Here is a 26,337-nt window from a genome sequence, read left to right on the forward strand (position 1 = left end):
ATCTATTGACATACATAACAATATTCCTTCATAATCTAATGAATATTAGAATATTTACTAGGCATCGAATAAGAATAGTAAATAAAATACGACATGCAGAGAATGAAGTTCACTGGCTGGAAGACTTCATAGTCCACTATTTTATCGAACCTACCTTATGAGCTGTTAGGAAAACCTAACCGTATTCCAACGATATCGGAACATGAAGTGCATTTTAAGAAATTATCTTAAAATGAACAAAGGTGGTACCACGGAAGATAGACCTTTCGTCCTTTTTTAAGGATGAAAGGTTTTTTTATTTTTATACATTTTCACACAGATACAATATCTTACATTTTTCAACAAACTTAGAGTTAATCTAAGTTCGTAATACAAATCTAATTTGGAGGTCTTCTCTATGAATAAAATTGCCTTTGTAGGTGCAGGGTCCATGGCTGAAGCAATGATTTCTGGCATCATAAAAAGAAGTCATATAACAACTAATCAAATTACTGTCATGAATCGAAGTAAACAGGAACGACTAGAATTTTTACGTGAGACATATGGTGTATCAACCACTCATTCATATGAAACATTATTTCAAGATGCAAACATAGTCATCTTAGCTGTTAAACCAAAAGATGTACTTACTGTTCTATCATCCATAAAATCATATTTACAAGACGGGATGCTATTAGTTTCTGTTGTAGCAGGTGTTTCTATAGAAAACATTGAAAAGATCATTGAAAGAAAAATGGCTATTATTCGAACAATGCCAAATACATCAGCTGCAGTTGGACAGTCGGCCACTGCTATTTCTCATAATAGCGTTGTGACAGAAAAGCAGCTAACCATGACTACAGAACTGCTTGAAACAATTGGTACAGTAACGCTTGTCAATGAATCACAATTAGATGCTGTAACCGGACTTTCAGGTAGTGGCCCAGCTTATATTTATTATTTAATAGAGGCTATGGAAAACTCAGCTGAATTAATAGGACTGGAACAAGATGCAGCGAAATCGTTAATTTTGCAAACCATTATTGGCGCAGCAGAAATGCTACTTCAGTCACCAAAAACTCCTAAAGTATTACGACAGGAAGTAACATCACCTGGTGGCACAACTGAGGCTGGAATAAAGATACTACAATCCAGAAATGTTCAGGAAGCATTGACAGAATGTATCGTAGAAGCTGCTCAGCAATCTAAGCGAATGGGGCAAAAGCTTACGGAAGAAATAAATAAAAAGACTATTTCTATTTAATAAAACTGATAAAAGGAGGCTACCACACGGAAAGCTCTCCAACATCTTTAAGTGAACAATTATATCAATTGGAAAAATTATTGTTACAGCCAGATGTACGTCAATTATCAGAACAGCTTTCTATATTGTTAGCGGATGATTTTTTTGAATTCTCAAGCTCCGGAAAGGTATGGTATAAAAACGAAATTGGACCTGAGGGAATTACGATTAGAGACATGGAGATTTTTGATTTTCCCCTACATCCATTAAAAGAAGATATCGCTCTGGTTACGTATCGAATAGTAGATTGTACAAGGCAACAGCATTCTTTACGAAGTTCAATCTGGAAACGAAAAAATGGCATGTGGCAAATGAGTTTCCACCAAGGAACTTTAACCCAATATGAAAAAAAGGGACCGTCTAAAAAGTGATTTATATCATTTTTCAGAGGCTCCTACGCTGTAACCGATTTCCATTTTTTACGAACTAATTGCTATAAAATGTATGTTTACTTTCTAAAAAAAGCTGAAGTTACGTGCTTTGTCCTGTGCATCACTTTATTCTATTCTTTTGTTAAGATAAGGATCGTATAAAACTCAGATAAAACAAAAGAGGATATCCATCGAATTTTTACTTTTTGGACATCCTCTTTTTTGTATATAATCTATAGTAGTTGTAGAATCTTCAATTAATATCTCTGCAACTGCAATCTTTATTCCTACATTTCCGACTAATAATATTGTTATACTATTTATATAGGCTATTTCATTAGTGAGGCCAATATTTCATTTTTCAATAAGGAGGAACCATGTTTATGAGCACCAAACTTTTTTCACCTTATACCATTAAAAATGTAACAGTCAAAAATCGAATTGTGATGTCACCGATGTGTATGTATAGTTCAGAAAAAGAAAATGGCGAAGTGGAAGATTGGCATAAAGTCCACTATGGTAGTCGAGCTGTGGGTGGAGTAGGAACAATTATGCTCGAAGCAACCGCCATTTCCCCTCAAGGTCGAATCAGTCCGAAAGATTTAGGAATTTGGAGTGATCAGCATATTGAGGGATTATCGGAAATAGTAAGACTCATTCATGAGAACAATGCAAAAGCAGCTATCCAAATTGCTCACGCAGGTAGAAAAGCGACTGTAAGTGGAGATATCTTTGCACCTTCAGCTATTGCATTTGACGATAAATATCAAACACCTAAAGAATTAACAATAAATCAAATACAGGAAACAATTGCAGCTTTTCAAGCAGCTGTATTAAGAGCTAAGAAAGCAGGCTTCGATATAATTGAACTCCATGCGGCACATGGCTACTTAATTAACCAATTCTTATCGCCTCTAACAAATAAGCGTAAGGATGAATATGGTGGATCACTTGAAAATCAGTATCGTTTCCTAAAAGAAATTATCGAATCAGTACAGCTCGTTTGGGATGGTCCTTTATTTGTGCGTATTTCAGCAAACGATTATCACCCAGAAGGTCTAACTATCAATGATTACGTAACTATTGCAAAATGGTTAAAAAATGATGGTGTCGATGTTATTGATGTCAGTTCGGGCGCTGTAGTTCCAGCTACAATCCAAGTATTTCCTGGCTATCAAGTACCTTATAGTGAGAAAATTAAACAGCTTGCCAAAATTAACACAGGCGCAGTAGGTCTTATCACTTCAGGGCTTCAAGCTGAAGAAATATTACAAAATGAACGAGCAGACTTCATTTTTATTGGCAGACAATTACTTAAAGATCCTTATTGGCCAAGAACTGCTGCAGAAGAATTACGAACAGAATTAGCGGCACCAAAACCATATGTACGAGGCTGGTAGAACAGTAAGCTAGTCAATAAAAAGAACATGTAATCCATTGTTACATGTTCTTTTTATTGGACTTCGAATATGTATAAATTATTCTTGCCATTCTGTTTTAAGCAAAGAAAAAATGATAACATCATGTGATAAATGATTTTGATACAAATAACCTCGCAACAATCCTTCTTTAGAAAACCCCATTTTTTTCAACAACTGAATAGATGCTCTATTCTGTGGATATGTAACTGCCCCAACCCTAAATAATTGCAATTCGTTAAAGGAATAGTTTAATACTTCCTTAACAGCCTCCGTAATAAATCCTTTATTCCAATACGCCGGGTGCAATTCATAACCGATTTCAGCTCGTTTACTCCCTATATTAAGATTGTTTAATCCAATTGTTCCAATTAATTCACCGTTTTCTTTTAATATTATCCCCCATCTAATTCCTCGTTTATTCTCGTATATTTTATAAAAATGCTCAATTAACAAGTGAGCTTCTTGAACGCTTTTCATGCTATCCATTCCATAATATTTCGTAACTTCATCTCTTGAAAAAATATCATATAGATTCTCAGCATATTGATTCAATACTTGAATTAAGTTAAGTCTACTCGTTTCTAACTTTGGAAAATTCATTTCCATCCCTCCTTTTGTCACAAGAATGCCCCTTTCCATTTATTAACCATAAATAAAGTCTATTTTCATAAACTTTTTTACCTATGAACAAGTAGTGAATAAAGGTTTAGTTAGCTTCCGCCCCAGGATACTGGGTGGTGTCTCCCACAAAAGTCTCGCACCTTACACTTCAATCGCTAATTATATTCACTAAATTAAATATTCTATTTTTATAATCTCTTTCCTCTTCATTTCGACAAACACACTCCAAAATCTTGATGAGTCGAGGAAAATATAATCTCACAAGAAACTCAAACTAAACAAAAAACCCTAAAAAGATAAGTGTTATCGGAGATTCCGTCATGATTGCAGTCGCTCCATATTTAGAAAAATATAATAATAGACGCAAAAATAAGTAGACAAATACACCAGGCAGAAGCAATCATTCATCAAATGAAACAACAAGGAAATTTAGGAGAAATTGTTATTATCGCTTTGGGCTCTAATGGTGCCTTTCACAGTAAACAATTAGCAACATTGATTCCATTGGTAAAGACAAACAGGTTTCCCTTGTTAATACATGTGTCCCTGACCATTGGCAAAACTATGTAAACAAATCATTATTAAATGCCGCTACTTCTCACAACACAATAATACTTCTATCATAGATTGGTATAATAATAGTGCTGGACATAATGAATATTTCGTAAAAGATGGTGTACACTTAACACAAAATGATGGCCCAAGCATACGCTAATATGATCATATCTAAAGTCACTGATTCTTAATAAAAGCGCCCCAAACCTTATGGTTCGGAGCGCTTTGTATTAGAAAAATTCATTCATTATTTACATTGTCTTTTCGTGATTTAATGAACCTAGCTTCTCTCGATTTGCTTTTACATGTTTTAATTGCGCCACTATTAAAAAGCTCACAATAACAAGTAATAACCAAGAACTAATTTTACCAATATGAACGATTTCCCAATGCTGTTGTTGATTTGGATATTGCCATGCTCCGAAAAAAGTTGCTATATTCTCTGCAATCCAAATGAAAAAACCAATTAAAATAAAAGACAAAGATAACGGCATTGCATATGTGCGCCTATTAACTGTAAAATGAACAAATGTACGAAAAAAGATAAGCAAGGTTACTATTTTTAACACCCAACGAAAATCATAACTAAAATGATGCGTAAAAAAATTAAAATAGATACTAGCACTCAAAATAGCAACAGCCCATGTAGGTGGCCAATTTGACAATTTTAAATCCACTCTTCTCCATACCTGACACATATAACTTGCAACACTCGCATACATGAAACCGCTATACAACGGTACCCCAAAAATTTTAGTGACAGCATCTTCAGGATAGCTCCATGAACCCATATGTACTTTATATAATTCTAATGCAAGCCCTATTAGATGAAAGACTGCAATGACTTTGACTTCATCCCATGTTTCTATTTTAAAAACAATCATTCCAATCTGTGTAACTAAACAAATCAATAGAATTAAATCATAGCGAGCGATAAATGGTATTTCTACAATCTTTGTTATAGCTAGACTTAAAAAAATCATTACTGGAAATATACACGACTTTGCCTGTTCAATTCCAGTGTAAAATAACTGTTTCATCCTAACACCCTTATATTTATATGAAAAATTTTAACAAAAAAGCAGTTTCGCTCTTTTTGATTGGTTTATTCACCAAAAATAAACATAGACTTGCCTCATTGAGACATCTTACTAAAACGACAACGATTGATATAAACATTCTTCTCAGTGACTTGATTTGCTTACCCTTGTAGTTTTTTTAATACGTTTCTCATTGTCACAAGATAACCATAAATCAGAATGAATACACACTTCATCAAAATCAAGTATATAACGCCATGACTAATCAGTTTTGATTTTTTAATATTGCAGTACTATTAATTTCGTGGTCCCCACAACATAACTGAAACACCCAGTAAGCAAATGGCTGCACCAATCTAATCGTATACATCAGGAGCTTTTTTATCTACTCCCCATCCCCATAAGACTGATAGAACAATGAAAATCCCTCCATATGCTGCGTAAACACGTCCAAAAGAAGGAAAAGATTGAAAAGTTGCAACAATACCATAAAATGTTAATCTAACTGCCCCTAAAATGCCATAATAAAATGGTCTTCCTTCTCTTAGCCATAGCCATATTAAATATCCACCACCAATTTCACCTAATCCTGCTAATAAAAATAATACAATCGTAATATATATCACTCCTACTCATACATAATTAGTTGTTTCTTAATCCGTATCTAACATATTCGTGCGCCTTCAATCGTATATACTCGAGAATAAGAGACAAAAACAAAATATATTTCTTTTATAGAAAAATCTTTGCATAATCCTACGAATTCTGATAACAAACAAATTCCAAATATAGCCAGTTCGTTTTTAACAGTCTTTTTTCATTCTCTTATCATACTAATATTGTCACAATATGTAGAAGAATCTAATAGATTTAGTATAAATAGATTTATACTAACACTTTCCTAATAAACAAACGAAAATGACTAAGAACATAATAAAAAGATGCTTGGACCACAAGCACCAAGCACCTTCTTACATTTTACTTCAACTTTTCTTCTGAAAATAAGTCCTCCATAAATCCAAAACTACGATTTCCATACTTCATTTAAAGTATTACGAAATAATATATCTAATTGAGGAGTTGGGTCTTCTATTTCTTTTGAAACCTTCTGTGCATACTCCAACAAACGCTTCAATTCTTGTTCGAGAAATGAATTAATTAAATTTATACGAGGCTCCATATCTAGCTCATCCCCTCGTAATTTACGTTCTAACAATACATTTATCTCTTTTTTTAACTCTCCATCAGGAACAACTTTCTCCAGAAGAGTTTGGAATTCGATTGGAGGGAATTCATGAAAAGCTTCTATCCAGCGTGCCGCTAAGACCGGTCGTAACACATAGAAATATTTTTTTATTCGTACCATATCAGTCTTTAAATATTCGCGAAAATTTGTATTAGCCATATTTAGATAATGATACAAACATGACGTTGGAGAAAAAATAGTTGCGCTTAGCTCTTTTATTCGATCGGTTGTTGAAAAGGCTTGATAATATACAATGCCTGAGCGTAACCATTCTAATAAAGGTGGATTAGATTTTCTAAACAACTTCAATGCTTTAGTAAGCTCCCAACCCGTAACATCAAGTAAATTGTTAATTGGCAGCTCAATAACATCTCTTTTTTTCCCAACACCGACAGGATCAATACTCAAATAGTACTCTGGTTTATGTACGTAAATAAAACGAACATCATAGTCACTATCTTTAGAAGGGAAACCCCAAGCACGACTACCTGATTCACAGGCAAATAATACCTTTACTTCATAATCTATTTCAATTTGTTGTATAGCCTTTAAAATTTCTTCTTTCATTTATACTTCCTCATTTACTAATATTGATTAGCTGTCTATTTCTTCCTTTTAATCTATATTATCCTATTATTTTTTTTGGTCTTACATTAACTTTTTTGATGCGTGAAATGCGAGACTCCTAGAGCCGAATTTAAGGTAATACTTTACTACTTGGTTTGATAAAAGTCTACAAACTTTATGAAAACAGTCTATATTTTAAATCAAAATAGAGATAGCATTGTATACTAACAATAATGCCATAATAATATTAAATGGAGTTTTATATTTTGAAAGAAATTTCTGAAAAACAGAGCCACATAAACTCCAACTAAGGGTGCTTAAAAAACCAACTAATGCTAAGAACAATGCAAAGAATAATAAACTTATATGTGAATTGTAATACGGTAAGATAAAAGTAGCTATTACCGTAATGCCATATAGAATACCTTTTGGATTAACAAATTGCAAGAACATACCAGTAAAAAAACCATTATTTTTATCTTCTTCATTATTTTGAACCGTATCTTTACTAAAAAGAATTTTCATGGCCAAATAAACCATATAAATTGCCCCTACAATACTCATAATCAATTCTATTTTCGGAATAACACTTTTAAGCATGAGATTAAAATAAGTGGATAATAACATAATGACGAAAAATCCCGCACTGACTCCTGAACAAAATCTTATGGTCTTTTTTAGACCATATTGGTTAGCAAACATCATCGCCATAATATTATTTGGCCCTGGTGTAAAACTTGTAACAATCACATATATCAAAAATGATACAAAAGGCATTATACAACTCCCCCCACTCCGTATGTTATAATGCCTAAAATGAACAATATAACGTTTTGCTTTATATTGTATAATATAGACGTTATATTGTACACGATTAGGAGTGTGTTTTATGGAAGAAATTCATCTTATTCTCGCGAAAAATCTAAAAACTATACGAGAAAACGAAAAATTAAGTCTTGAAAAAGTAGCTGAACTAACTGGAGTTAGTAAAACAATGATTGGACAAATTGAGCGTGGTGAATCAAGTCCTACCATAACAACTATTTGGAAAATAGCAAATGGATTAAAAATTTCCTTTACTTCTCTTATTCATAGCCCTCAGCCAGATACAAAAGTAATTCTAAAAAGCGATATTCAAGTGCTTTCTGAAGATAACGGCAAATATCGAGTATATCCTTACTTTCCTTTTCAAGAAAATCAACGCTTTGAAATTTATTCTGTTGAGATTGAAAAAGGCGGATACCTAAGTGCTGATGGACATCGAGATGGAACAGAGGAATTTATTACAGTTTTTGATGGTGAAATTACCATTCGAGTAAATAGTCTTGAATATACGGTGAAAAGTGGAGACTCGATTCGCTTTAAAGCGGATCGGCCACATAGCTACCATAATTCTGGCAACACTTTAACCCGTTTAAGCATGACCATCCATTATCCAGCATAATCAAACCACATTCTCCTCTGAATGTGGTTTGATTATGTAGCCTTCTTGTTACTCATAAACGAAAAAAGCACCCGATTTCAAGTTGAAGAACCTATAAATTTTTTCGTCAATACATCTCAGTTCAAAACATTCAATACTATTTTCCCTAAACTTTTTCTACTTTCCATCAGTTTATGTGCTAATACTGCTTCACTCAATGGAAATTCACTACCAATATGAATACTTAATGACCGATCTTCTAAGTATTTTAACACCTGATTGGCAGTATTCCTTAACGATTCTGGTTTTAATTTTCTCGTTGTTCCGAGACTGTATCCAAGTATCGATCGACAACTAGAATGCAAATCACTCGTTTTAATTATTCCTGGCTTACCACTAGAATTCCCAAATTGTATTAATCGTCCATAACTCGCCAAACATTCTAGACTTTTTTCAGTTGTATTTCCTGCCACAGAATCCAATACAATATTTACACCAACATTTTTGCAAGTTGTATAGCTGTAGTTCCTACACCTCCTGCTGCAGAGTGAATTAAGATGGTTTCTCCTCTTTCTATCCGAGCGACATCAACTAATAGTTTATAAGAGAGAAAAGATACCGTTGGGCAAGCTGCTGCCAAATCAAAGGAAACACTATTGGGAATTACAAACGTTAAATTCGCATCAGCTACTACGTATTCTTCATATGAACCCCTTGATGGGAAAGCGATTACTCTATTACCGATTTCTAATCCTTTTACATCACTGCCGATTTCTACAATTACTCCCGCTGTATCTAATCCAGGTACATAGGGAAATATTTGATTTCCTTTATTACCATAACGAGCTTTTATATCAGCAAAGTTTACACTACTCTTCTCCACTTTTATCAAGACTTGTTCGTTATTAATTTTGGGAATATTAATATCCGTATATTTCAACACTTCTGGTGAACCGAACTCCGATACAACTATTGCTTTCATATCAAATCGCCTCTTTCCTTATTACCTCCTATTTTAAGTCTCTATTTTCTTGAAGTATAATACATAAATCTTATGTTAACTAATCCATAATTCTTATATAAAATCAAATATAATTCAGTAATTATTACTCTGCTGCTCTTATAAACTGTTTATCATTTATTTATTATCGCTAATATTTGATGATCTTCCCATTTTCCATATATTTGTACATTTTCTTTCGCAATCCCCTCTTTATGAAACCCTGCTTTTTCTAACACCTTTATTGATGCTTTATTGTGAGGCATAACCCCAGCCTCAATACGATGCAGATTCAATTCATTAAACGCAAAATGGACTGCATCCTTAACAGCATCAGTCATGTAGCCTTTTCCGTTTTGCTTTTTATCTAAATAATATCCAATCCAACAGCTTTGTAATGGTCCTCTTACAATTTCTGATAAAGTAATATTGCCTATTAATTGATGATTTTTGATACGAAAAATCCCAAATGAATACATCGTACCCTCCTTTGCTAATAACATACTTTTTTCCACTCTCTCACTTTGTCCCTCAAACGTATAATATTTTTCTTCTTTTAGAGGTGTATATAGTTTAAAAAAGTCCCTGTTCTCTCTCTCAAGAGTTAATAAATTTTCTACATCAGATGCTTCTAATAATCTAATGCAAATCTCTTTCTTTATTTCCATTTTACTTCCTCCTTTATGAAAAAACTCTATTAAACTATACTGTTTATATATTGAAAAATGGGTCTCTTTCCACAGAATAATCGTAAGCATCCTCGCTCGCATATTTCCAATGTGCAGCTTATTCGCAGATGTCTGAAGAAATTCCGCTTTTTTATATCAACAGTAACGTACAACAGAGTAAAAAAATAACAAACCACAGAAAGGTCTGTGGTTTTTGTATTAAAACAATACCACAGAGAACGATCTGTGGATTCTTGTACTTGAATTAGAAATTCCTAATCAATGAACATAGGTCGTTTTATCTAAAAATAAACAGACTTATCCCATGATTAGATCAAATAAAAAAAACGGCGGTAGAGTACCCAATTCCAATTGATAGGAACTTCATTATTCTTTTTTTCATATTAGTACCCTCCTTTCATTTAATTTCATGTTATCAAACTTTTTCATTAATTCAAAACTTTAAATATTTTTAATATTAACTATATAGCGGGTGATTATTGAACATAATAATAAATAGCATTGACATAAAACCAAAAGGTGTTATATGATACAACACAAAACCATAAGGTGTTACTTTTTAGTTAATTAAAGGAGATTCAGAATAGATATGAATAAACAAAATAAATTAGAAGACATAAAACAAACGGTTATTTATCATGCACCTATACAAAAAGTTTGGGAAACAGTATCGACAGCAGAAGGAATTGCTTCATGGTTTATGACCACAGATGATTTTCAACCAATAGTAGGGCAAGAATTTCATTTACAATCACCATTTGGACCTTCTCCATGTAAAGTGTTAGAAGTGAGTGAACCAAATTTACTTAAGTTTTCATGGGATACTGATGGATGGATTGTTTCATTTATCTTGAAAGATCTTGGAAACCAAAAAACAGAATTCACTTTAATTCATGGTGGGTGGGGAGAAAAAGAAGCGATTATTTCGAAGGCAAACACAGAAAGCTCTGTTATCCGTGATAGAATGAATCATGGTTGGATTGATATCGTAAATGTCAAATTAAAGAAAGTTGTTGAGATATAAATGACTTCATCTCCTCCCAAATATGATGTATTCCAGGCTATCGCTGATCCAACTCGCAGAGAAGTACTTCGTCTGCTTTTAAAGGAGGATTTACCGATTTCAAGAATAACTTCGCATTTTCCGATAAGTCGCACAGCTATCGCTAAACATTTGCACATTCTTTCTGAAGCAAAACTTGTTTCTGGAGAAAAAATAGGGAGAGAAAAAATTTATCACTTACAGCCGGAGCCTTTAGCAGAATTAAAGGAATGGCTTTCCTACTATTAGCAGTTTTGGTAAAATAAATTGTCAATCCTAAAACACGTTATCGAAAATAACGATCAGCAAAGTATACAAATTGTTAAAACAAAAACTGATCAAAATTTAAGTAGCGATGATAGTCAACATTCAGAAGACCATTAAATGTATTAGGAGCAAAAACATTTTTTACATTTTCACATTCGCTTTAAAAAGAGCAACAAATAGTGTACTTGGTATTACTCTTTAAAGGTTCCTTATCCAGTCAATCATACATTTACTACACTAACGAGGAGACGAATGAAAGGACTGAAAATCGATATCTTTTTCAGTCCTTTTCATTCCTTCTAATCATCATGAATGCTAGATATCCCTTCTCCAAGTGGGGTAACAATCCCATCCATGCTTATTGAATTATTCTTTTTTCGATATAAATCTAATTCTACATCCCCTTTGTTAGTAGCCCATTGATGAAGAATATTACGATCTCCTCCATATGAATAAAAAGGGACACTAAATCCACACGATGTTTTAACCGATTCTATTTCAACATATATAATTTGCCGCGCGCCAGGAAGAATTTCAAAATGCTGTATGAACTCTTCCCATTCTTCTGTCTCGGGTAATATTGTTTTCCCTTTTCCATAAAGTCTTAATATCATAGGCAATCCATCATAAGCTAAAAACATAAAAGTGATTCTACCATTCTCATGTAAATGTGCACTCGTTTCATTACCACTACCTGTTAAATCTAAATATGCAATTTCAGTTGGAGAGAAAATACGTAATACATCATGACCTTTTGGAGATATGTTCACATGTCCTTCCGCAGATAATGGTGCTGAGCCAACAAAAAAAATTTTTTGCTTCTTGATAAATTCTTGATGATTTGGCAGAAGTGATGAAAAACTATTTCCCATGAATTTCTCCTCCCTTATATCAAAAAAATAATATCACTCCTAAATAGATCAGAACTCCCTATTTTTCACAAATGTTATTTTTACCAATTTTAACATATCCGTCTTATTACAAAAAGCAATCATTTTTTCAGAAAACAGACTTTTGTCAGTTTCACTTTAGGATATTTGTCTTCTTACATTAGGTTATTGATCTAAAAGGTTTATTATGATGTTGTATGAATTAGAACAAGCCAATCTTACGTTTAATCTCTTTTAAAAATGGCTGACTAACTTCCCTCGCCTTTTCAGCGCCATAGTGTAAAATTTCATCTAGCTTTTTAGGCGAAGCCATGAGCTTGTTATACTTCTCACGAGGCTCTTCAAGAAATTGGTTCATCACAACAAACAATTCCTTTTTAGCTTCTCCCCACCCGATTCCAGTTACAAATCGATTTCTCATATTTGCTATTTCAATTGGAGAAGCAAATTCTTTAAATAATGTAAAAATAATCGATTGATCTGGATTTTTTTCTGCTTCAGCAGGTAACGAATCTGTTTTAATCCTATTGATTAGCTTAAACAATTGGTTAGGTTCTTCAAATAGAGGAATCGTGTTATTATAACTCTTACTCATCTTTCTCCCATCTAATCCCGGTAAAACAGATGTACTTTCTTGAACTCTATAATTTGGTAGTACAAACGTATCTCCATATATATGATTGAAACTCTCTGCGATATCCCTCGCAATTTCTACATGTTGTATTTGATCTTTTCCAACAGGTACAGTTTCAGTCTTAAATAATAAAATATCTGCTGCCATCAGAATCGGATACGAAAAAACTCCCATATTAATACCTTGATCGATATCTCTATGATTCTCCTTATTTGTTTCAACCATTGTTTTATATGTATGAGCTCGATTCATTAAACCTTTAGAGGTAAAACAAGCTAAAATCCAATTTAATTCAAAAATTTCAGGAATGTCCGATTGTCTATAAAAAATGACTTTATTTGGATCTAGACCTAACGCTAACCAAGTTGCGGCATTCATATATGACAATTTTTTCATTTCGTCACCATCATGAATTTTTGTTAGACCATGATAATCTGCAATAAAGTAAGCAGCTTTGTATTCAGAATTATTAGCGAGCTCTAGTGCTGGCTTAATCGCTCCAATGTAATTCCCTAAATGTATCCGCCCTGTTGGCTTAATCCCTGTTAAAATTATTTTATTCATTATTTACCCTCCTATATAGAAACACAAAAAGGGTTACTCATCCTAAAAAAGGACGAGTAACCCGTGGTGCCACCTTTATTCGCTTATCCAAGTAAACGCACTCATTCCGTACAGAAACAACAATCAAATTCGATACGTAGTCTCTTTTATCGGTAAGACAATCCGCTAGACCTACTACTTTTTCAATCTAGAAGCTCCGAAGCCCATTCAACAAAAATCCGGCACTGATTCGCACCAACCATCAGCTCTCTGTAACCATTTTTTTCTCTACTCTTCTTCTTCAACGCTAAATATATCGAATTAATACAATATTACGATAATTGATAGTTAAAATCAATCAAAATATAGAAAGATTTTCCTCTTTAATTTCAGATAAATTTGTTCCATTTATGTAATCTTTAGATGTTGTTCAGTCAGTATTACACCCTTTAATAATATTAATATAACAATCAAACTTTCCTCTATTGTACAACATTATTTGTCAACACATAATTTGTTCATTATATTGTCTATTTTCCAACAATAAATACAAGATGAATAAACAACATTGAAAATATGTTAACATAATATATACCTTAACAATTACGATATAGATTACTTAAAAATACTAAGGGGGTACAAATGAATATTTCTCTTTTTAAAGTATTTCTAACTTTTTTTTCAGTCGTATTAACAGAATTGTGTTACTTAAACATCTTTTCTTTCATCCTTTTTCCTTTTGTCTTTCTTATAGGCTTCATAGCGATAATCCTATCTATTAAAAAGAACAGTTACTTATTCATACTAGTAAATGGCATAACATTATTTATACTCACTTGCCTTTCCATTAAAAAAAGCCCATTTTTGTAAGAAACGCTTCATAATCTATTAACAGAAATCTTACACTCTACTAAATTAGTAATGTACATATCTTTTAATAAAACACCTTAACTTCTTGTCATTACTTAAAATATTGAATAAGAGTGCCTTTACCATTTTCTACATGCACCTCTGCAAATGCCCCATTTATAAATGTAAGCTGTGGAGGTACATGACCACAATCAACGTCAAAAATAATTGGTATTTCAAGTTCTTCTGATAACTCTTTATATACATCTTCTATTGTATAATCATTAACTGACCTATTTGCACTACTCCTCCCAAACAATAAACCCGAACATCCTTCAAACCATCCAGCTAACTTCATTTGTACTAATGATCTTCTTAAATCAACGGTAGACATTTCACAGTTTTCTAAATACCATATTATCGGTTCGTTATTGATATATAGTCTTCTAAAATGAGATACATTACCATATGGAGTGCCTACTAAATGTCTTATGACATCTATACAACCACCAAGTAATCGCCCTTGTATTTGCACCATTTGCTTTGATACCGATTTCCAATACGTTTTCTCTGTTAAATGAAATACACATGGAGAAGGTTGATCGTGAGACCATTCTTTTTGATATTTCTTTGATGAATATTGGATAGCAGATTCTCCTACATTCGCTGTTAAAACATTCTCCCACATAGCAGTTGTTTCGTCTGTTAACTCTCCTCTTAAATCTACAAGATTAGTCCCATGAGCTGTTGCAATCCCAGTATTTAATGTAACTGCCAATAACAATAAGCTAATATCCGAATAACCTAAAATCCATTTTTTCGTTATATTTTCGAAATCCATATGTTCAAGTATTTCAATAAGTAGCTCTCCTCCCCATGGAGGGATAATCGCATCGATATCTTCATCCTGTATCATCTTATTAAATTCATCGGCTCTTTGATTTGCTGGAGATGATTTTGCTTTATGTTGACTCCAAACAGTCTCACCGCAAACAACCTTATAGCCTTTTTTTTCAAGCTTTTGACAAGAAAGCTTTACTAAATCATGCAACTCAGGCGGAACTCCTGAAGAAGGCGCTGTAACACCAATTGTTGCCCCTTTTGGTAAAAACGGATATTTTATCATATGAAACCCCCGTCAAGATTTTTCATTATTTTATCAAAACAGATTAATAGGAACAATCCCTATATTCTTTAAAATAAAAAGTTTTCTCATAGAGTAATATTACCTTTCCTTGTTCAATCTTGCTCTAATCTTTACACTTCGTGATTAGTGAGTCTCAAGCATTTTCGCTCATTATTCACATTACATGATCTTATTTTATTTTGAAGTTAATCGTTCAAATACCAAAAAATGATATCAAGAGGCACACATAGATTTGCTAAAAAAAGAGCCTTATTCAATAGAGGTTATTTTTTGAAAAATCTACTGGGAGAAATCATCATGTTGCATTATATATCGATTATTCTAACTAAATAACATTCCTTAGTTTTATTTTCATAAACCTAAATCTTCAATAATCTCATCAATTAAATTCATTACCTTTTCAGAGGCACTTTCTAGTTTTTTAAAGTACATTTCTGCTTCCTCAATATTTCTAGATTCATATGCTATTACAGATTTTCTAGCGTAATCGTGCACATCTTTAGGGTGTTGATTAAGTTCTTGATAATGCTTATTTTCACCAATCATTTCAATAGTATCTTGATTAAAATACAAATTACCTAAACGACAATCCGTATGTTCATTCACGTCATTTGGATGTACAGTTTCTACACCAAGAAGCATATTATGTATTTTCCATTTCCATAGTAGATGATCTGACCTCGCTAATTCTAGTAAAGCTCGTGTAGTAAGTTGAGTCGTGCCATCAAAGACACAATCACGATATTGTCTAATCAACGTACTTAGGTCATGTATAGCATCAATCGTAACATGACTTAAATCATTTAATTCTGATGATATGTTCGCGATATTCGTCATTCTTTTAGCTACTTCATTTATTCCAGCCGACTGTTGTTCAGCAGTTGCTGCTGTACCATTTGTTTTATCATTAATATCCTTCATTCTTTCAATGATATGTGAAATAAGAGGAATCGTATTTTGAGCTTCTGAAACACCCTTTTCAATCACGGACTTTGTTTTGTTTGTTAGATTAAAAATATCGGTCGATACAGCTTGAAGTGTCGCAACATTATCCTTAACTGTTTTTAGTGACATGACATTATTATCAGATAGTTTACGTACTTCTTCCGCTACAACAGCAAAACCGCGACCTGCATCTCCTGCTCTTGCAGCTTCAATTGCGGCATTTAAAGCTAATAAATTCGTTTGATCTGCAATACTATGAATTACTTTAACTACTTCTTCAATCTTTGCAACTGAATTTTGTAACTCATTAACCTTTGTAACAATTTGAGCAAACTCTTCTTTGGTTAAGATAATTTCATTAATAGCATCCCCTACTACTTTTTGTCCTTCCTCAGATAATTCGACTGCCTCATCTGTGTTTTCTGCAACCGACACAGCATGTTACGCTACTTCATCTACAGACACAGATAATTCTTCACTTGCAGCTTTAATATTCAAGATTTGATGATCTTGCGTATCTAATTTCGATAAAAAGTCTCGCATAAACATAATTTCTGTATTTTTGTTTATTAAATTTGATATGTTAATAGCATTTACCTCTAGTAGTTGCTTATTGGACATATCAATTAATAGTTGCTGTTCAATATTCACGCCTTTTTGTAAGCTCGTCATTAATTCCAAGCATCTATTTGGACGCATACCTTTTTTGGAAAGTAAGATAGTTTGGAAATAAAAATGAATTTGATTAAAAGCAGTTAACAATTTACACACGGGATATTTTTTATCAATAAGAACGTTAAAGAATGACGTGATATTTTCATAATATTGCTCATTTCTTTCGGCATGGAGTAAAGAATGCATATATTGCTCAACTTCTTTTCTGTTAATCGATATGTGTTCTTTCCCCTGTAAATATTGCAAATAATTAAGTAAAATCTCTACTCCTTCTGGAATGGCATCTTCAAGTAATGTAGCTAGGACATGGAAATGTTCTTGGTCTATTTTCTGAAATGATTGATATTTTAAAATGTCAGCAAAGTGACTTTTTAGATGAATATCGGTTTCATGTTTAAGCATAGTCTTCGTAGAAGCAGTAGGTCTTAATTGATTTATTATGGTCATGATGTTTTCCTCCCTATTTGTAGAAAAAAGCATTATTCAAATGATAAAATCCAATTGAACAATGCCCTTCTTATCGAAAACTATAAGAACAGTATTTAAACATTTTTCCTAGAAAAATACCCCTATATAATTTCCTCACTTTTGTAAAATATCAATCAAATCATCGTTATTCTACACTTATATTATAGCCAGTATTGCCTACCCCTTAAACGCGTTTTATCCAATATTCCGAATTTTAAAAAACTGATGTGAATTAATCCACATCAGTTTTAACAATTTTTAGTCTCATTAAATCTTCAGCAATAATCGTATTCGGAAAAATTTCGATAGCCTCTTGAAGTAAATGATGGATATCTTCCGCCAAGTAACGTGAGCTAATATGTGTCAATATTAATTTCTTAGTACCTGATTCTTTTGCAATAGTAGCAGCTTGTGCAGTAGTTGAATGATGGTATTCATAGGCCATTTTCCCACTTTCAGCTGCAAATGTTGCTTCGTGTATTAGGTAATCACAATTATTTGCAAGTATTTTACTGTTTTCACAAATCCGAGTGTCACCTAGAATCGTTATAATTTTCCCTTTCTTAGGCTCACCAACAAATTCTTTCCCATTTATAATAGAACCGTCATCTAATGGAATGATTTCTCCATTTTTTACTTTTTTAAATATAGGTCCTGGTTTTAAGCCAAGCTTCAATAATTCGTCCACTTGTAATTCCCCAGGACGATCTTTTTCCGTTATGCGATATCCATAGCTTAATATTCCGTGATCTAATTTACGAGCTTCCACTGTGAAAGAATCATCCTCAAAAATAATTCCCTCCATAATTTCAATAATGGTCAAAGGGTACTTTAAATGTGTACCACTTGCTTTTAATGAAGTAGTAATATATTCGGAAATTCCTTCAGGTCCATATACAGTAAGTTCATCTGTACCTCCTTGAAAAGAACGACTGCTTAATAATCCCGGTAAACCAAAAATATGATCTCCATGTAAGTGAGTAATGAATATTTTCTCTATTTTACTCGGTTTTACGGAAGTATGTAATATTTGATGTTGTGTAGCCTCTCCACAATCAAATAACCAAACAGCCTTTCTTTCTTCGAGCAACTGAAGGGCTATGGATGAAACATTTCGAGTTTTTGCAGGAACTCCTGCTCCTGTACCTAAAAATACAAATTCCATTCTATGTCCCTCCCAATCCTACATTAATATTATATTATCTATTTTATTATTTTAAAAAAGCTCCCTTTTCGCATGATACTTAGATTACCATAATTCGCAACAGTATATCACTTAAAACTTATACCAGCAGTATTTCATGATCACTATCTCTTAAAAAATTCGAAAGATAATATGATTGTAAGTCGTGATAATTCATTTTCTGAATATAATGATATATAATAATAATTAATTTAATATAACGTAATTTATTATACTTTTATATTTATTATATACAACTTTGCAGAAATGAGGTTCCTATTGTGAATAACAAACAGAGACCAAATTCACTAATTATGCTATTTGGAGCAACTGGTGATTTAGCTCATCGGAAATTATATCCTTCTCTTTTCCGATTATACAGTAGAAAAAAAATTAATAAACACTTTGCCGTAATAGGTGTAGCAAGAAGAGAACTTACTATAAATCAATATCATAACATGATTAAAGAGTCTATTCTCTCAGCCGTAAAACAGATTAATCATTTAGAGTTGGAAGAATTCACTAATCATTTCTATTACCACTCTCATGATGTATCTAACTCCCAATCATATAAAGAATTGAAAGACCTTACTGAAAGAACAGAAGAAATCCACCGATTAGATGGTAATCGCTTGTTTTATCTAGCTATGGCTCCTGAATTTTTCGGCACGATAACTGAACATTTAAAATTATCAGGATTGACAAAAACAGAAGGTTATAAACGTGTCATAATTGAAAAACCATTTGGAAAAGACTTCGAATCTGCTGAACAATTAAACACAAAGATTCGTGGCTCTTTTGAAGAAAATGAAATATACCGAATCGACCATTATCTCGGTAAAGATATGGTGCAAAATATAGAAGTTATTCGATTTTCTAATATGATGTTTGAACCGTTGTGGAACAATCGTTATATATCAAATATCCAAGTTACATCTAGTGAAACACTAGGTGTTGAAGAACGTGGTAGATATTATGATAAAAGTGGTGCCTTAAGAGACATGGTCCAAAATCATATGTTACAAATGGTTGCTCTACTAGCAATGGAGCCTCCTATTTCCTTAAATACAGAAGATATTCGTAATGAAAAAATTCGTGTACTTCGATCATTGAGAACTTATTCCAATACAGAAGTGGAGAAGAATTTTGTAAGAGGACAATATGGACAAGGTGAAGTTGGTGGAGAAAAGAAAATAGACTATCGTCATGAACCAATGGTAAATGAAAACTCTAATACAGAAACGTACGTAGCTGGAAGACTCAAAATCGATAATTTCCGTTGGGCTGGTGTTCCTTTTTATATTCGAACAGGGAAAAGCATGACGGTAAAAACAACAAAAATCGTTGTTCAATTTAAAGATATTCCTATGAATCTATATTACAATCCAAGTGAAGAGTTAAGTCCAAACTTACTCGTGATACATATTCAGCCTGAAGAAGGCATTACTCTACATCTTAATGTAAAAAACTCAGGTGGAAAAATTGTATCAACTAAACCTATTCGATTAAGCTATAGTAAAAAAACATCCGATCAAATGAATACTCCAGAAGCATATGAAAAACTTATCTATGATGCTATGCGTGGAGATGCCACTAACTTTACGCATTGGGATGAAGTAGCATTATCTTGGAAATTCGTAGATAACATATCAAAAATATGGAGTAATGAAAAAGAAACTAGCTTCCCGAACTATCCAGCGGGTTCTATGGGACCTAATAGCGCAGATGATCTACTAGAATCCGACGGAAACCATTGGTGGCCTGTAGAAGAATTTGATGTAGAGACTTGCTAAAAAATTCATTACAGATAGTTTGAAAGCTACATATATGTGAAGAAATAGATTAAGGGGCCTCTGAAAAGTGATTTATCATTTTTCAGAGGCCCCTACGCTTTATTTTAACTCCATTTTTTATCGACTATTTGATATATAGTATATTTTCATTCTAAAAAAATAATGTTACGGGCTTTGTCCTATGCATCTTTTATTTTACTCTTTAGTTGAGATAAGTAAGAATACAAAACTTACATAAAATAGAAGAGGATATCCATCGAATTTTTACTTTTTGGACACCCTCTTCTATAATTATATTTTGTCTTCTCGTCTTTCAGCCATCAGATTATCAACAATACAAGAGTAATCATCTACTTGCACTAAACATCCTGTCCTTGTTTTTTCCTAGAAAATCTCTTAAATATTTCTTTAAATGACTTTTTTTCTTTTTCACGACCATAATTAAGAAAAATATTAACACCAACTTCAACTACTATATAGAATACTAGAATAGATATAATAATCATTATTATTTTCATTAATGTCTCTCCTAACAAAGAAATATTATCTTATTTCCTATCAAAAAAACTATTAAACAATAATTTTGATATAAATTCAAGACTATTAATCTATCCTATGTTTTATTAACAAAATTATGATAAAAATACTTCGTTCGCCTTCATTTTACTCATAATCAATAATAGATAAGTTAACATACAAAGTTAAAAGAGCCCTAAAAGTAGATCATCTACTTTTAGGGCTCTTCTATCATTTCTATAATATTAAGCTTGTAGTTTCGCAGCTTGTAATTTTTCACGAAGTACCATTGGTAAGATACCACCATGACGGTAGTAATCAATTTCAACTTCGCTATCGAAACGTACTAATGCTTCGAATTCTTTAACAGTACCATCTTCAGCAGTAGCTGTTACTTTTACATAATCTCTTGGTTTTACAGATTCATCAACAGTAACTGCGATTGTTTCTTTACCAGTTAATCCAAGAGTATCTGCGCTTTCGCCTTCTTTAAATTGTAATGGAAGAACACCCATTAACACTAGGTTAGAACGGTGAATACGCTCGAAGCTTTCAGCGATAACTGTTTTAATTCCTAAAAGGTTAGTACCTTTCGCAGCCCAGTCACGTGAAGATCCCATACCGTAATCTTTACCAGCTAGAACAACTAAGCCAGTTCCGTCTTGTTTGTACTTCATGCAAGCATCGTAAATTGATGTAACTTCGCCAGTTGGCCAGTAAGTAGTGTATCCACCTTCTGTACCAGGAGCTACTTGGTTACGGATACGAATGTTTGCAAATGTACCTCTCATCATTACTTCGTGGTGTCCACGACGAGATCCATATGAGTTGAAATCTCTTGGTTCAACACCATTTTCACGTAGGTATAAACCTGCTGGAGTTTTGATACCAATTGATCCAGCTGGTGAAATGTGGTCAGTTGTTACTGAATCAGCAAATTTAGCTACAACACGTAAGCCATTTAGTGGTTCAACTGTACCAGCTTCTGCTTTCAATCCTTCGAAGAATGGAGGATTTGCAATGTAAGTTGATTCATTATCCCAAGTGTATAATGGATCATTACCTACTTTAATTTCATTCCAACGTTCGTTATTTGTAAATACAGTATCATATTCTTTTTTGAACAATTCAGGAGTAACTGTTTTGTTTACAACTTCTTTAATTTCTTCAGCTGTTGGCCAAATATCAGAAAGCATTACATCTTTGCCATCTTTATCTTTACCGATTGCTTGTGTAGCGAAATCAATATCAACAGTACCAGCTAGTGAATAAGCAACAACTAATGGTGGTGAAGCTAAGTAGTTACCTTTAACTAGTGGGTGGATACGTCCTTCAAAGTTACGGTTACCTGAAAGTACTGATGTTACTAATAAATCAGAATCAGCGATTGCTTTTTCTAATTCAGGAGCTAATGGACCTGAGTTACCGATACATGTAGTACATCCGTAACCAACGATTTGGTAACCTAATTGATCTAGGTATGGTTGTAAACCAGAATCGGCTAGGTATCCTGTAACAACTTTAGAACCTGGCGCTAAAGATGTTTTAACATAAGCGGGTACTTGTAACCCTTTTTCTACTGCTTTCTTAGCAAGAAGACCTGCTCCAACTAGTACATATGGGTTAGAAGTATTTGTACAGCTTGTAATTGCAGCAATAGCAATTGCTCCTGTTTTCATTTGAACTTCTGAACCATCAGCTAGTTTAACAATAATTTCTTTTTCTTTATCAGCAGCATCAATTCCGAATCCATGAGGACCTGCTGGTGCGTTTAATGCATTATGGAATTGTTCTTTCATTTGTGATAATGGAATTAAATCTTGTGGACGTTTTGGACCAGAAAGATTTGCTTCGATTGCTGAAAGATCAATTTCAACTACATCTGTGTAAATTGGATCTGCACTATCAGCAGTTAAGAATAAACCATTTGCTTTGCAATATTCTTCAACAACCTTGATTTGCTCTTCATTTCTTCCTGTTAGACGCATATATGATAATGCTTCTTCATCAACTGGGAAGAAACCACAAGTAGCACCATACTCAGGAGCCATGTTTGCAACTGTTGCACGGTCTGCTAATGGAAGTGTTGTTACACCAGGGCCAAAGAACTCAACAAATTTATTTACTACACCTTTCGCACGTAACACTTGTGTTACTTTAAGAGCTAAGTCAGTAGCTGTTGCTCCACTTGGAAGTTGACCAATAAGTTTAACACCGATAACTTCTGGAACTGGGAAGTATGAAGGTTGACCAAGCATTCCTGCTTCGGCTTCAATACCACCTACACCCCATCCTAAAACACCGATACCATTGATCATTGTTGTATGTGAGTCAGTACCCACTAATGAATCTGGGAATGTTTCAAAAGTTCCGTCTTCATTTTCTAGAGCATGAACAACTGCTGCTAAATACTCTAAGTTAACTTGGTGAACGATACCAGTTGCAGGTGGTACTGCACGATAGTTATCAAAAGATTTTTGCGCCCAGCTTAGGAACTGATAACGCTCATTATTACGTTCGAATTCATAATTCATGTTAACTTTTAATGAATCAGCAGTACCAGCTTTATCAACTTGCACTGAGTGGTCAATAACTAGGTCAACAGGAATTAAAGGATTAATTTGTTCAGGGTCTCCACCAAGGTCAGCCATTGCTTTTCTCATTGAAGCAAGGTCAACTACTGCTGGAACACCAGTAAAGTCTTGTAAAATTACACGAGAAGGTTTAAAAGGTACATCAATATTTTGAACTTCGCTAGTTCCCCATTTTGCTAAGTTTTCAACATGTTCCTTTGTAATTACTCGGCCATCTTCTTGACGTAATACAGATTCAAGAAGAACTTTAATTGAATAAGGTAATTTAGAAACTGCGCCGATTCCTGCTTCTTCTAATGCACCTAAACGGTAATAGTTGTAGCTTTTTCCGTTCGCATTGAAAGAAGAGCGCGCTTTAAAAATATCATTTTTTGCCATTACACGTTCCCCCTCTTTTCTTCCTTAATTATAATAAATAGCCATAGAAATTCCGCTCGACAAACACTTTGCCCAGCTCTACTTTAACTATAAAGGAAAAAAACGAATATGTCGAAAAGTATGAATATTTATTTTATCTTACTTCCCTTTCATATACATTTTACAAAAATAAACATCATGAGTAAATTACAAGAAAGTTATTGTTAATGATAAGTATTTCTTATAGTAAATAATTGACTAAATTATGAACCTTGATATTACTGCATTTTTCAGTGGATCAATTGAGAAACATTTTCATTTATAAATAAATATTATTATTTTTATAAAATAAATAATTAGGGGAAAATAAGCTAAATAAGTAGAATTGAGGTGATTAAATTGGTGAAAAAAAAGGCGAATCATGTCAGACCAGGTATGAATGCAGCATCTGCTCAAGGAACTGGAGCTGGTTACAATGAGGAATATGCAAATGAGCCATTAACCGCTGTACAAAGACAAAATAATAAAAAACGTAAAAAGAATCAATAGCAGTAGCTTTAGTATCATATTCTGTCTTCTTATTCTTAATATCGACCATTAAAGTACACGGACGACAAACAAATCTAAAGATTCTACAAATCGCCAAATTTAGACAGAATGATTGTTAGGTTCTTGCAAATCGCTACGTACAAATAATTAGAAGGAAGCCATACTAGCCTCCTTCTAATTATAGAACCATTACAGTTCTTTTTTTTTGTAAATTTCTAATGAAATAAAATATGAAACAAAAAGAACGATTACAAGGAAAATAGGAGATAGTTTAAGTAACAGCATAAATTGTTCATCGGTCGGCATAAGAACTCCTATTTTTGAGAGAGCAAAAAGAAGGATGGACGGCAAACCAATCACTACTACGATCATGATTCTCGCTTTCTCAACCCCATATTTATAAATAAGAGGTAATAATGCGCTTATAAATAGTGTTGCAATCACAAATAAACAATATGAAATGACTAATTGTTCTTTAAAACTCGTTATATCTTTGATAAAAACGATTAAACCACCAGCAACTATAGAAAATAATGTCCCTCCTATTGCCAATAACATCGCCAGTATATATTTACTCAACACCATTTCTTTACGAGTAATAGGTAGAGATAATGCATAATTATCCCATTTTGCAAGATTATCATATGAGAAAGAAGTGATTGAAATCATTGTAAAAAAAAGCACAATAGCACCACTAATAAAGCCTGGATCATCCATAGTAAAGGAAAGCGCGGAATAAAACACTATAAAAATAAGCATTGTCATCGCATATTTTCGCAAATTTAAAATGTCCTTAATCAATAATCCAGTCATTTTTGCTCACCTCTTACATGAAATAACATAATTTCTTCTATGTTTGTTGTATCTATAACGGCTTTTGGATATTTTCTGTGCATTTGCTCCTTATTTTTAACTAAAACTTCATAGCCAAATTGACCTTTCCGATAGCCAATTATATCTTCTAAATCTATATCCTCGAATTCACCCTTACCACATTTTAACAAACCATAATTATACATTAATTCATCCTTTGATTCACTAAAGATAATCTTACCGTTATGAATATATGTGATATAATCGGCTACTTTCTCTAAATCACTCGTAATATGAGAAGATAATAGAATAGATTTTTCTTCATCTTGAATAAAGTCTAAAAACACATCTAATATTTCATTTCTAACGACAGGGTCAAGGCCACTTGTAGCTTCATCTAATATAAGAAGTTTCGGATGATGTGATAAAGCTGTTGCAATAGATAGCTTCATTTTCATTCCTTTGGAAAATTCCTTTACCGTCTTATTTCTAGGTAAATTAAATTTGTTTATGTATTGATTGTAGAGCTCCTCATCCCAATTACTAAAAACCTTATCTAGAATCTTAGAAATATCTCCAACTTTTAAATTATCATGAAAATAACTTTCATCAAAAACGACACCAATCTGTTCCTTGATTTTTTTCTCATGCTTAATATGATCTAATCCAAATAATTGGATCGAACCATTATCCATCTTAATTAAATTCAAAATTAATTTGATAGTAGTTGTTTTACCAGCGCCATTCTCACCAACAAATCCCATTATGCTCCCTTTAGGTAAGGTAAAGTTCAAGTCTTTAATAGCAAATTCTCCATAATTTTTTGTTACATGTTCTACTTCTAAGATAGCATCCAT

The 26,337-nt window shown here is 33.0% G+C and carries 24 protein-coding genes, 2 pseudogenes and 2 other annotated features; of the genes and pseudogenes, 8 read left to right on the forward strand and 18 right to left on the reverse strand.

The features are described 5' to 3' along the window. Nucleotides 1-55: 55 nt before the first annotated feature. Nucleotides 56-277: a binding site (T-box leader), on the forward strand. Between the two features lie 105 nt (nt 278-382). From proC to namA, 3 genes are all read left to right on the forward strand, one after another. Further along, on the forward strand, nt 383-1,243 hold the full coding sequence (gene proC / locus BN349_RS09895) for a pyrroline-5-carboxylate reductase (protein ID WP_269719697.1): 861 nt from the start codon (nt 383-385) through the stop codon (nt 1,241-1,243). A gap of 68 nt (nt 1,244-1,311) precedes the next feature. Next, nucleotides 1,312-1,653, forward strand: coding sequence for a nuclear transport factor 2 family protein (locus BN349_RS09900; protein WP_232423543.1), 342 nt, complete (start codon nt 1,312-1,314; stop codon nt 1,651-1,653). Nucleotides 1,654-2,036: 383 nt separating this feature from the next. Beyond that, complete coding sequence (gene namA / locus BN349_RS09905) at nt 2,037-3,053, forward strand: NADPH dehydrogenase NamA (RefSeq protein WP_019242144.1); 1,017 nt, start codon at nt 2,037-2,039, stop codon at nt 3,051-3,053. 78 nt (nt 3,054-3,131) lie between these two features. Here namA and BN349_RS09910 read toward each other — a convergent pair whose 3' ends face one another. The 5 genes from BN349_RS09910 to BN349_RS09930 form a co-directional block, all read right to left on the reverse strand. Further along, complete coding sequence (locus BN349_RS09910; RefSeq protein WP_019242145.1) at nt 3,132-3,674, reverse strand: GNAT family N-acetyltransferase; 543 nt, start codon at nt 3,672-3,674, stop codon at nt 3,132-3,134. Between the two features lie 827 nt (nt 3,675-4,501). Next, nucleotides 4,502-5,290, reverse strand: coding sequence for a DUF817 domain-containing protein (locus tag BN349_RS09915; RefSeq protein ID WP_019242146.1), 789 nt, complete (start codon nt 5,288-5,290; stop codon nt 4,502-4,504). Between the two features lie 356 nt (nt 5,291-5,646). Continuing rightward, nucleotides 5,647-5,916 carry a hypothetical protein gene (locus BN349_RS23755; RefSeq protein ID WP_019242147.1) on the reverse strand — a complete coding sequence of 90 codons (270 nt, stop codon included), beginning with the start codon at nt 5,914-5,916 and terminating at the stop codon, nt 5,647-5,649. A 398-nt stretch (nt 5,917-6,314) separates the two neighbouring features. Next, entirely contained in the window at nt 6,315-7,103 is a 789-nt protein-coding gene (locus BN349_RS09925) for a nucleotidyltransferase domain-containing protein (RefSeq protein WP_019242148.1), read from the reverse strand. Nucleotides 7,104-7,298: 195 nt separating this feature from the next. After that, entirely contained in the window at nt 7,299-7,880 is a 582-nt protein-coding gene (locus BN349_RS09930) for a LysE family transporter (protein WP_019242149.1), read from the reverse strand. A gap of 112 nt (nt 7,881-7,992) precedes the next feature. On the opposite strand from BN349_RS09930, the gene BN349_RS09935 reads away from it, so the two are divergent. Next, nucleotides 7,993-8,547 (forward strand): helix-turn-helix domain-containing protein, encoded by a 555-nt coding sequence (locus BN349_RS09935; protein WP_019242150.1) that lies wholly within the window; start codon nt 7,993-7,995, stop codon nt 8,545-8,547. A 116-nt stretch (nt 8,548-8,663) separates the two neighbouring features. Here the strand turns inward: BN349_RS09935 and BN349_RS23760 are convergent. Next, nucleotides 8,664-9,508: pseudogene (locus BN349_RS23760) on the reverse strand (quinone oxidoreductase family protein). 152 nt (nt 9,509-9,660) lie between these two features. After that, on the reverse strand, nt 9,661-10,194 hold the full coding sequence (locus BN349_RS09945; RefSeq protein WP_019242153.1) for a GNAT family N-acetyltransferase: 534 nt from the start codon (nt 10,192-10,194) through the stop codon (nt 9,661-9,663). Nucleotides 10,195-10,804: 610 nt separating this feature from the next. Here BN349_RS09945 and BN349_RS09950 point away from each other — a divergent pair. Both BN349_RS09950 and BN349_RS23765 read left to right on the forward strand, forming a co-directional pair. Then, nucleotides 10,805-11,239 (forward strand): SRPBCC family protein, encoded by a 435-nt coding sequence (locus BN349_RS09950; protein WP_019242154.1) that lies wholly within the window; start codon nt 10,805-10,807, stop codon nt 11,237-11,239. After that, nucleotides 11,240-11,506, forward strand: coding sequence for an ArsR/SmtB family transcription factor (locus tag BN349_RS23765; protein WP_019242155.1), 267 nt, complete (start codon nt 11,240-11,242; stop codon nt 11,504-11,506). It abuts the gene before it with no gap. 317 nt (nt 11,507-11,823) lie between these two features. On the opposite strand, the gene BN349_RS09960 is transcribed toward BN349_RS23765, so the two are convergent. From BN349_RS09960 to rnz, 7 genes and pseudogenes are all read right to left on the reverse strand, one after another. After that, the gene (locus tag BN349_RS09960; RefSeq protein ID WP_019242156.1) at nt 11,824-12,396 is read right to left on the reverse strand and encodes a pyridoxamine 5'-phosphate oxidase family protein; all 573 of its coding nucleotides are present in this window, start codon (nt 12,394-12,396) and stop codon (nt 11,824-11,826) included. Nucleotides 12,397-12,616: 220 nt separating this feature from the next. Next, nucleotides 12,617-13,612, reverse strand: a complete 996-nt coding sequence (locus BN349_RS09965; protein WP_019242157.1) for a tryptophan--tRNA ligase — start codon at nt 13,610-13,612, stop codon at nt 12,617-12,619. 45 nt (nt 13,613-13,657) lie between these two features. Then, nucleotides 13,658-13,905: a binding site (T-box leader), on the reverse strand. A gap of 647 nt (nt 13,906-14,552) precedes the next feature. Further along, a complete protein-coding gene (locus BN349_RS09970) occupies nt 14,553-15,566 on the reverse strand; it encodes a S66 family peptidase (RefSeq protein WP_019242158.1) in 1,014 nt (337 codons plus the stop codon). 372 nt (nt 15,567-15,938) lie between these two features. After that, complete coding sequence (locus tag BN349_RS26885) at nt 15,939-16,424, reverse strand: CZB domain-containing protein (protein WP_425457721.1); 486 nt, start codon at nt 16,422-16,424, stop codon at nt 15,939-15,941. 39 nt (nt 16,425-16,463) lie between these two features. Then, nucleotides 16,464-16,820 (reverse strand): annotated as a pseudogene (locus tag BN349_RS26890) (methyl-accepting chemotaxis protein); the annotation flags it as partial. Nucleotides 16,821-16,973: 153 nt separating this feature from the next. Further along, the gene (locus BN349_RS24870; RefSeq protein WP_019242160.1) at nt 16,974-17,654 is read right to left on the reverse strand and encodes a protoglobin domain-containing protein; all 681 of its coding nucleotides are present in this window, start codon (nt 17,652-17,654) and stop codon (nt 16,974-16,976) included. A gap of 253 nt (nt 17,655-17,907) precedes the next feature. Beyond that, nucleotides 17,908-18,840 (reverse strand): ribonuclease Z, encoded by a 933-nt coding sequence (gene rnz / locus BN349_RS09980; RefSeq protein ID WP_019242161.1) that lies wholly within the window; start codon nt 18,838-18,840, stop codon nt 17,908-17,910. Between the two features lie 299 nt (nt 18,841-19,139). Here rnz and zwf point away from each other — a divergent pair, with 299 nt between their 5' ends. Next, nucleotides 19,140-20,651: a glucose-6-phosphate dehydrogenase gene (zwf, locus tag BN349_RS09985; protein WP_019242162.1), complete on the forward strand. Its 1,512-nt coding sequence runs from the start codon at nt 19,140-19,142 to the stop codon at nt 20,649-20,651. Between the two features lie 359 nt (nt 20,652-21,010). Here the strand turns inward: zwf and BN349_RS25880 are convergent, their stop codons facing one another. Both BN349_RS25880 and acnA read right to left on the reverse strand, forming a co-directional pair. Then, entirely contained in the window at nt 21,011-21,169 is a 159-nt protein-coding gene (locus BN349_RS25880; protein ID WP_019242163.1) for a hypothetical protein, read from the reverse strand. A gap of 243 nt (nt 21,170-21,412) precedes the next feature. Beyond that, a complete protein-coding gene (acnA, locus tag BN349_RS09995; protein WP_019242164.1) occupies nt 21,413-24,139 on the reverse strand; it encodes an aconitate hydratase AcnA in 2,727 nt (908 codons plus the stop codon). A gap of 378 nt (nt 24,140-24,517) precedes the next feature. On the opposite strand from acnA, the gene sspO reads away from it, so the two are divergent. Further along, nucleotides 24,518-24,667, forward strand: coding sequence for a small acid-soluble spore protein O (sspO, locus tag BN349_RS10000; RefSeq protein ID WP_026089264.1), 150 nt, complete (start codon nt 24,518-24,520; stop codon nt 24,665-24,667). A 189-nt stretch (nt 24,668-24,856) separates the two neighbouring features. Here sspO and BN349_RS10005 read toward each other — a convergent pair whose 3' ends face one another. Further along, nucleotides 24,857-25,480, reverse strand: a complete 624-nt coding sequence (locus BN349_RS10005) for an ABC-2 transporter permease (protein ID WP_019242166.1) — start codon at nt 25,478-25,480, stop codon at nt 24,857-24,859. Then, the gene (locus tag BN349_RS10010; protein WP_019242167.1) at nt 25,477-26,337 is read right to left on the reverse strand and encodes an ABC transporter ATP-binding protein; all 861 of its coding nucleotides are present in this window, start codon (nt 26,335-26,337) and stop codon (nt 25,477-25,479) included. Before BN349_RS10010 ends, BN349_RS10005 begins: the two co-directional genes overlap by 4 nt.

It is taken from the genome of Bacillus sp. AP8, assembly GCF_000321185.1.
GTDB lineage: Bacteria > Bacillota > Bacilli > Bacillales > DSM-1321 > Bacillus_AD > Bacillus_AD massilioanorexius.

Bases quoted from the DNA above. Each gene is read 5' to 3' on its own strand.
- namA (WP_019242144.1), top strand. From the start codon at position 2,037: ATGAGCACCAAACTTTTTTCACCTTATACCATTAAAAATGTAACAGTC.
- BN349_RS09910 (WP_019242145.1), bottom strand. From the start codon at position 3,674: ATGAATTTTCCAAAGTTAGAAACGAGTAGACTTAACTTAATTCAAGTA.
- BN349_RS09915 (WP_019242146.1), bottom strand. From the start codon at position 5,290: ATGAAACAGTTATTTTACACTGGAATTGAACAGGCAAAGTCGTGTATA.
- BN349_RS09925 (WP_019242148.1), bottom strand. From the start codon at position 7,103: ATGAAAGAAGAAATTTTAAAGGCTATACAACAAATTGAAATAGATTAT.
- BN349_RS09930 (WP_019242149.1), bottom strand. From the start codon at position 7,880: ATGCCTTTTGTATCATTTTTGATATATGTGATTGTTACAAGTTTTACA.
- BN349_RS09935 (WP_019242150.1), top strand. From the start codon at position 7,993: ATGGAAGAAATTCATCTTATTCTCGCGAAAAATCTAAAAACTATACGA.
- BN349_RS09945 (WP_019242153.1), bottom strand. From the start codon at position 10,194: ATGGAAATAAAGAAAGAGATTTGCATTAGATTATTAGAAGCATCTGAT.
- BN349_RS09950 (WP_019242154.1), top strand. From the start codon at position 10,805: ATGAATAAACAAAATAAATTAGAAGACATAAAACAAACGGTTATTTAT.
- BN349_RS23765 (WP_019242155.1), top strand. From the start codon at position 11,240: ATGACTTCATCTCCTCCCAAATATGATGTATTCCAGGCTATCGCTGAT.
- BN349_RS09960 (WP_019242156.1), bottom strand. From the start codon at position 12,396: ATGGGAAATAGTTTTTCATCACTTCTGCCAAATCATCAAGAATTTATC.
- BN349_RS09965 (WP_019242157.1), bottom strand. From the start codon at position 13,612: ATGAATAAAATAATTTTAACAGGGATTAAGCCAACAGGGCGGATACAT.
- BN349_RS09970 (WP_019242158.1), bottom strand. From the start codon at position 15,566: ATGATAAAATATCCGTTTTTACCAAAAGGGGCAACAATTGGTGTTACA.
- BN349_RS26885 (WP_425457721.1), bottom strand. From the start codon at position 16,424: ATGACGAATATCGCGAACATATCATCAGAATTAAATGATTTAAGTCAT.
- BN349_RS24870 (WP_019242160.1), bottom strand. From the start codon at position 17,654: ATGACCATAATAAATCAATTAAGACCTACTGCTTCTACGAAGACTATG.
- rnz (WP_019242161.1), bottom strand. From the start codon at position 18,840: ATGGAATTTGTATTTTTAGGTACAGGAGCAGGAGTTCCTGCAAAAACT.
- BN349_RS25880 (WP_019242163.1), bottom strand. From the start codon at position 21,169: ATGAAAATAATAATGATTATTATATCTATTCTAGTATTCTATATAGTA.
- acnA (WP_019242164.1), bottom strand. From the start codon at position 24,139: ATGGCAAAAAATGATATTTTTAAAGCGCGCTCTTCTTTCAATGCGAAC.
- BN349_RS10005 (WP_019242166.1), bottom strand. From the start codon at position 25,480: ATGACTGGATTATTGATTAAGGACATTTTAAATTTGCGAAAATATGCG.
- BN349_RS10010 (WP_019242167.1), bottom strand. From the start codon at position 26,337: ATGGATGCTATCTTAGAAGTAGAACATGTAACAAAAAATTATGGAGAA.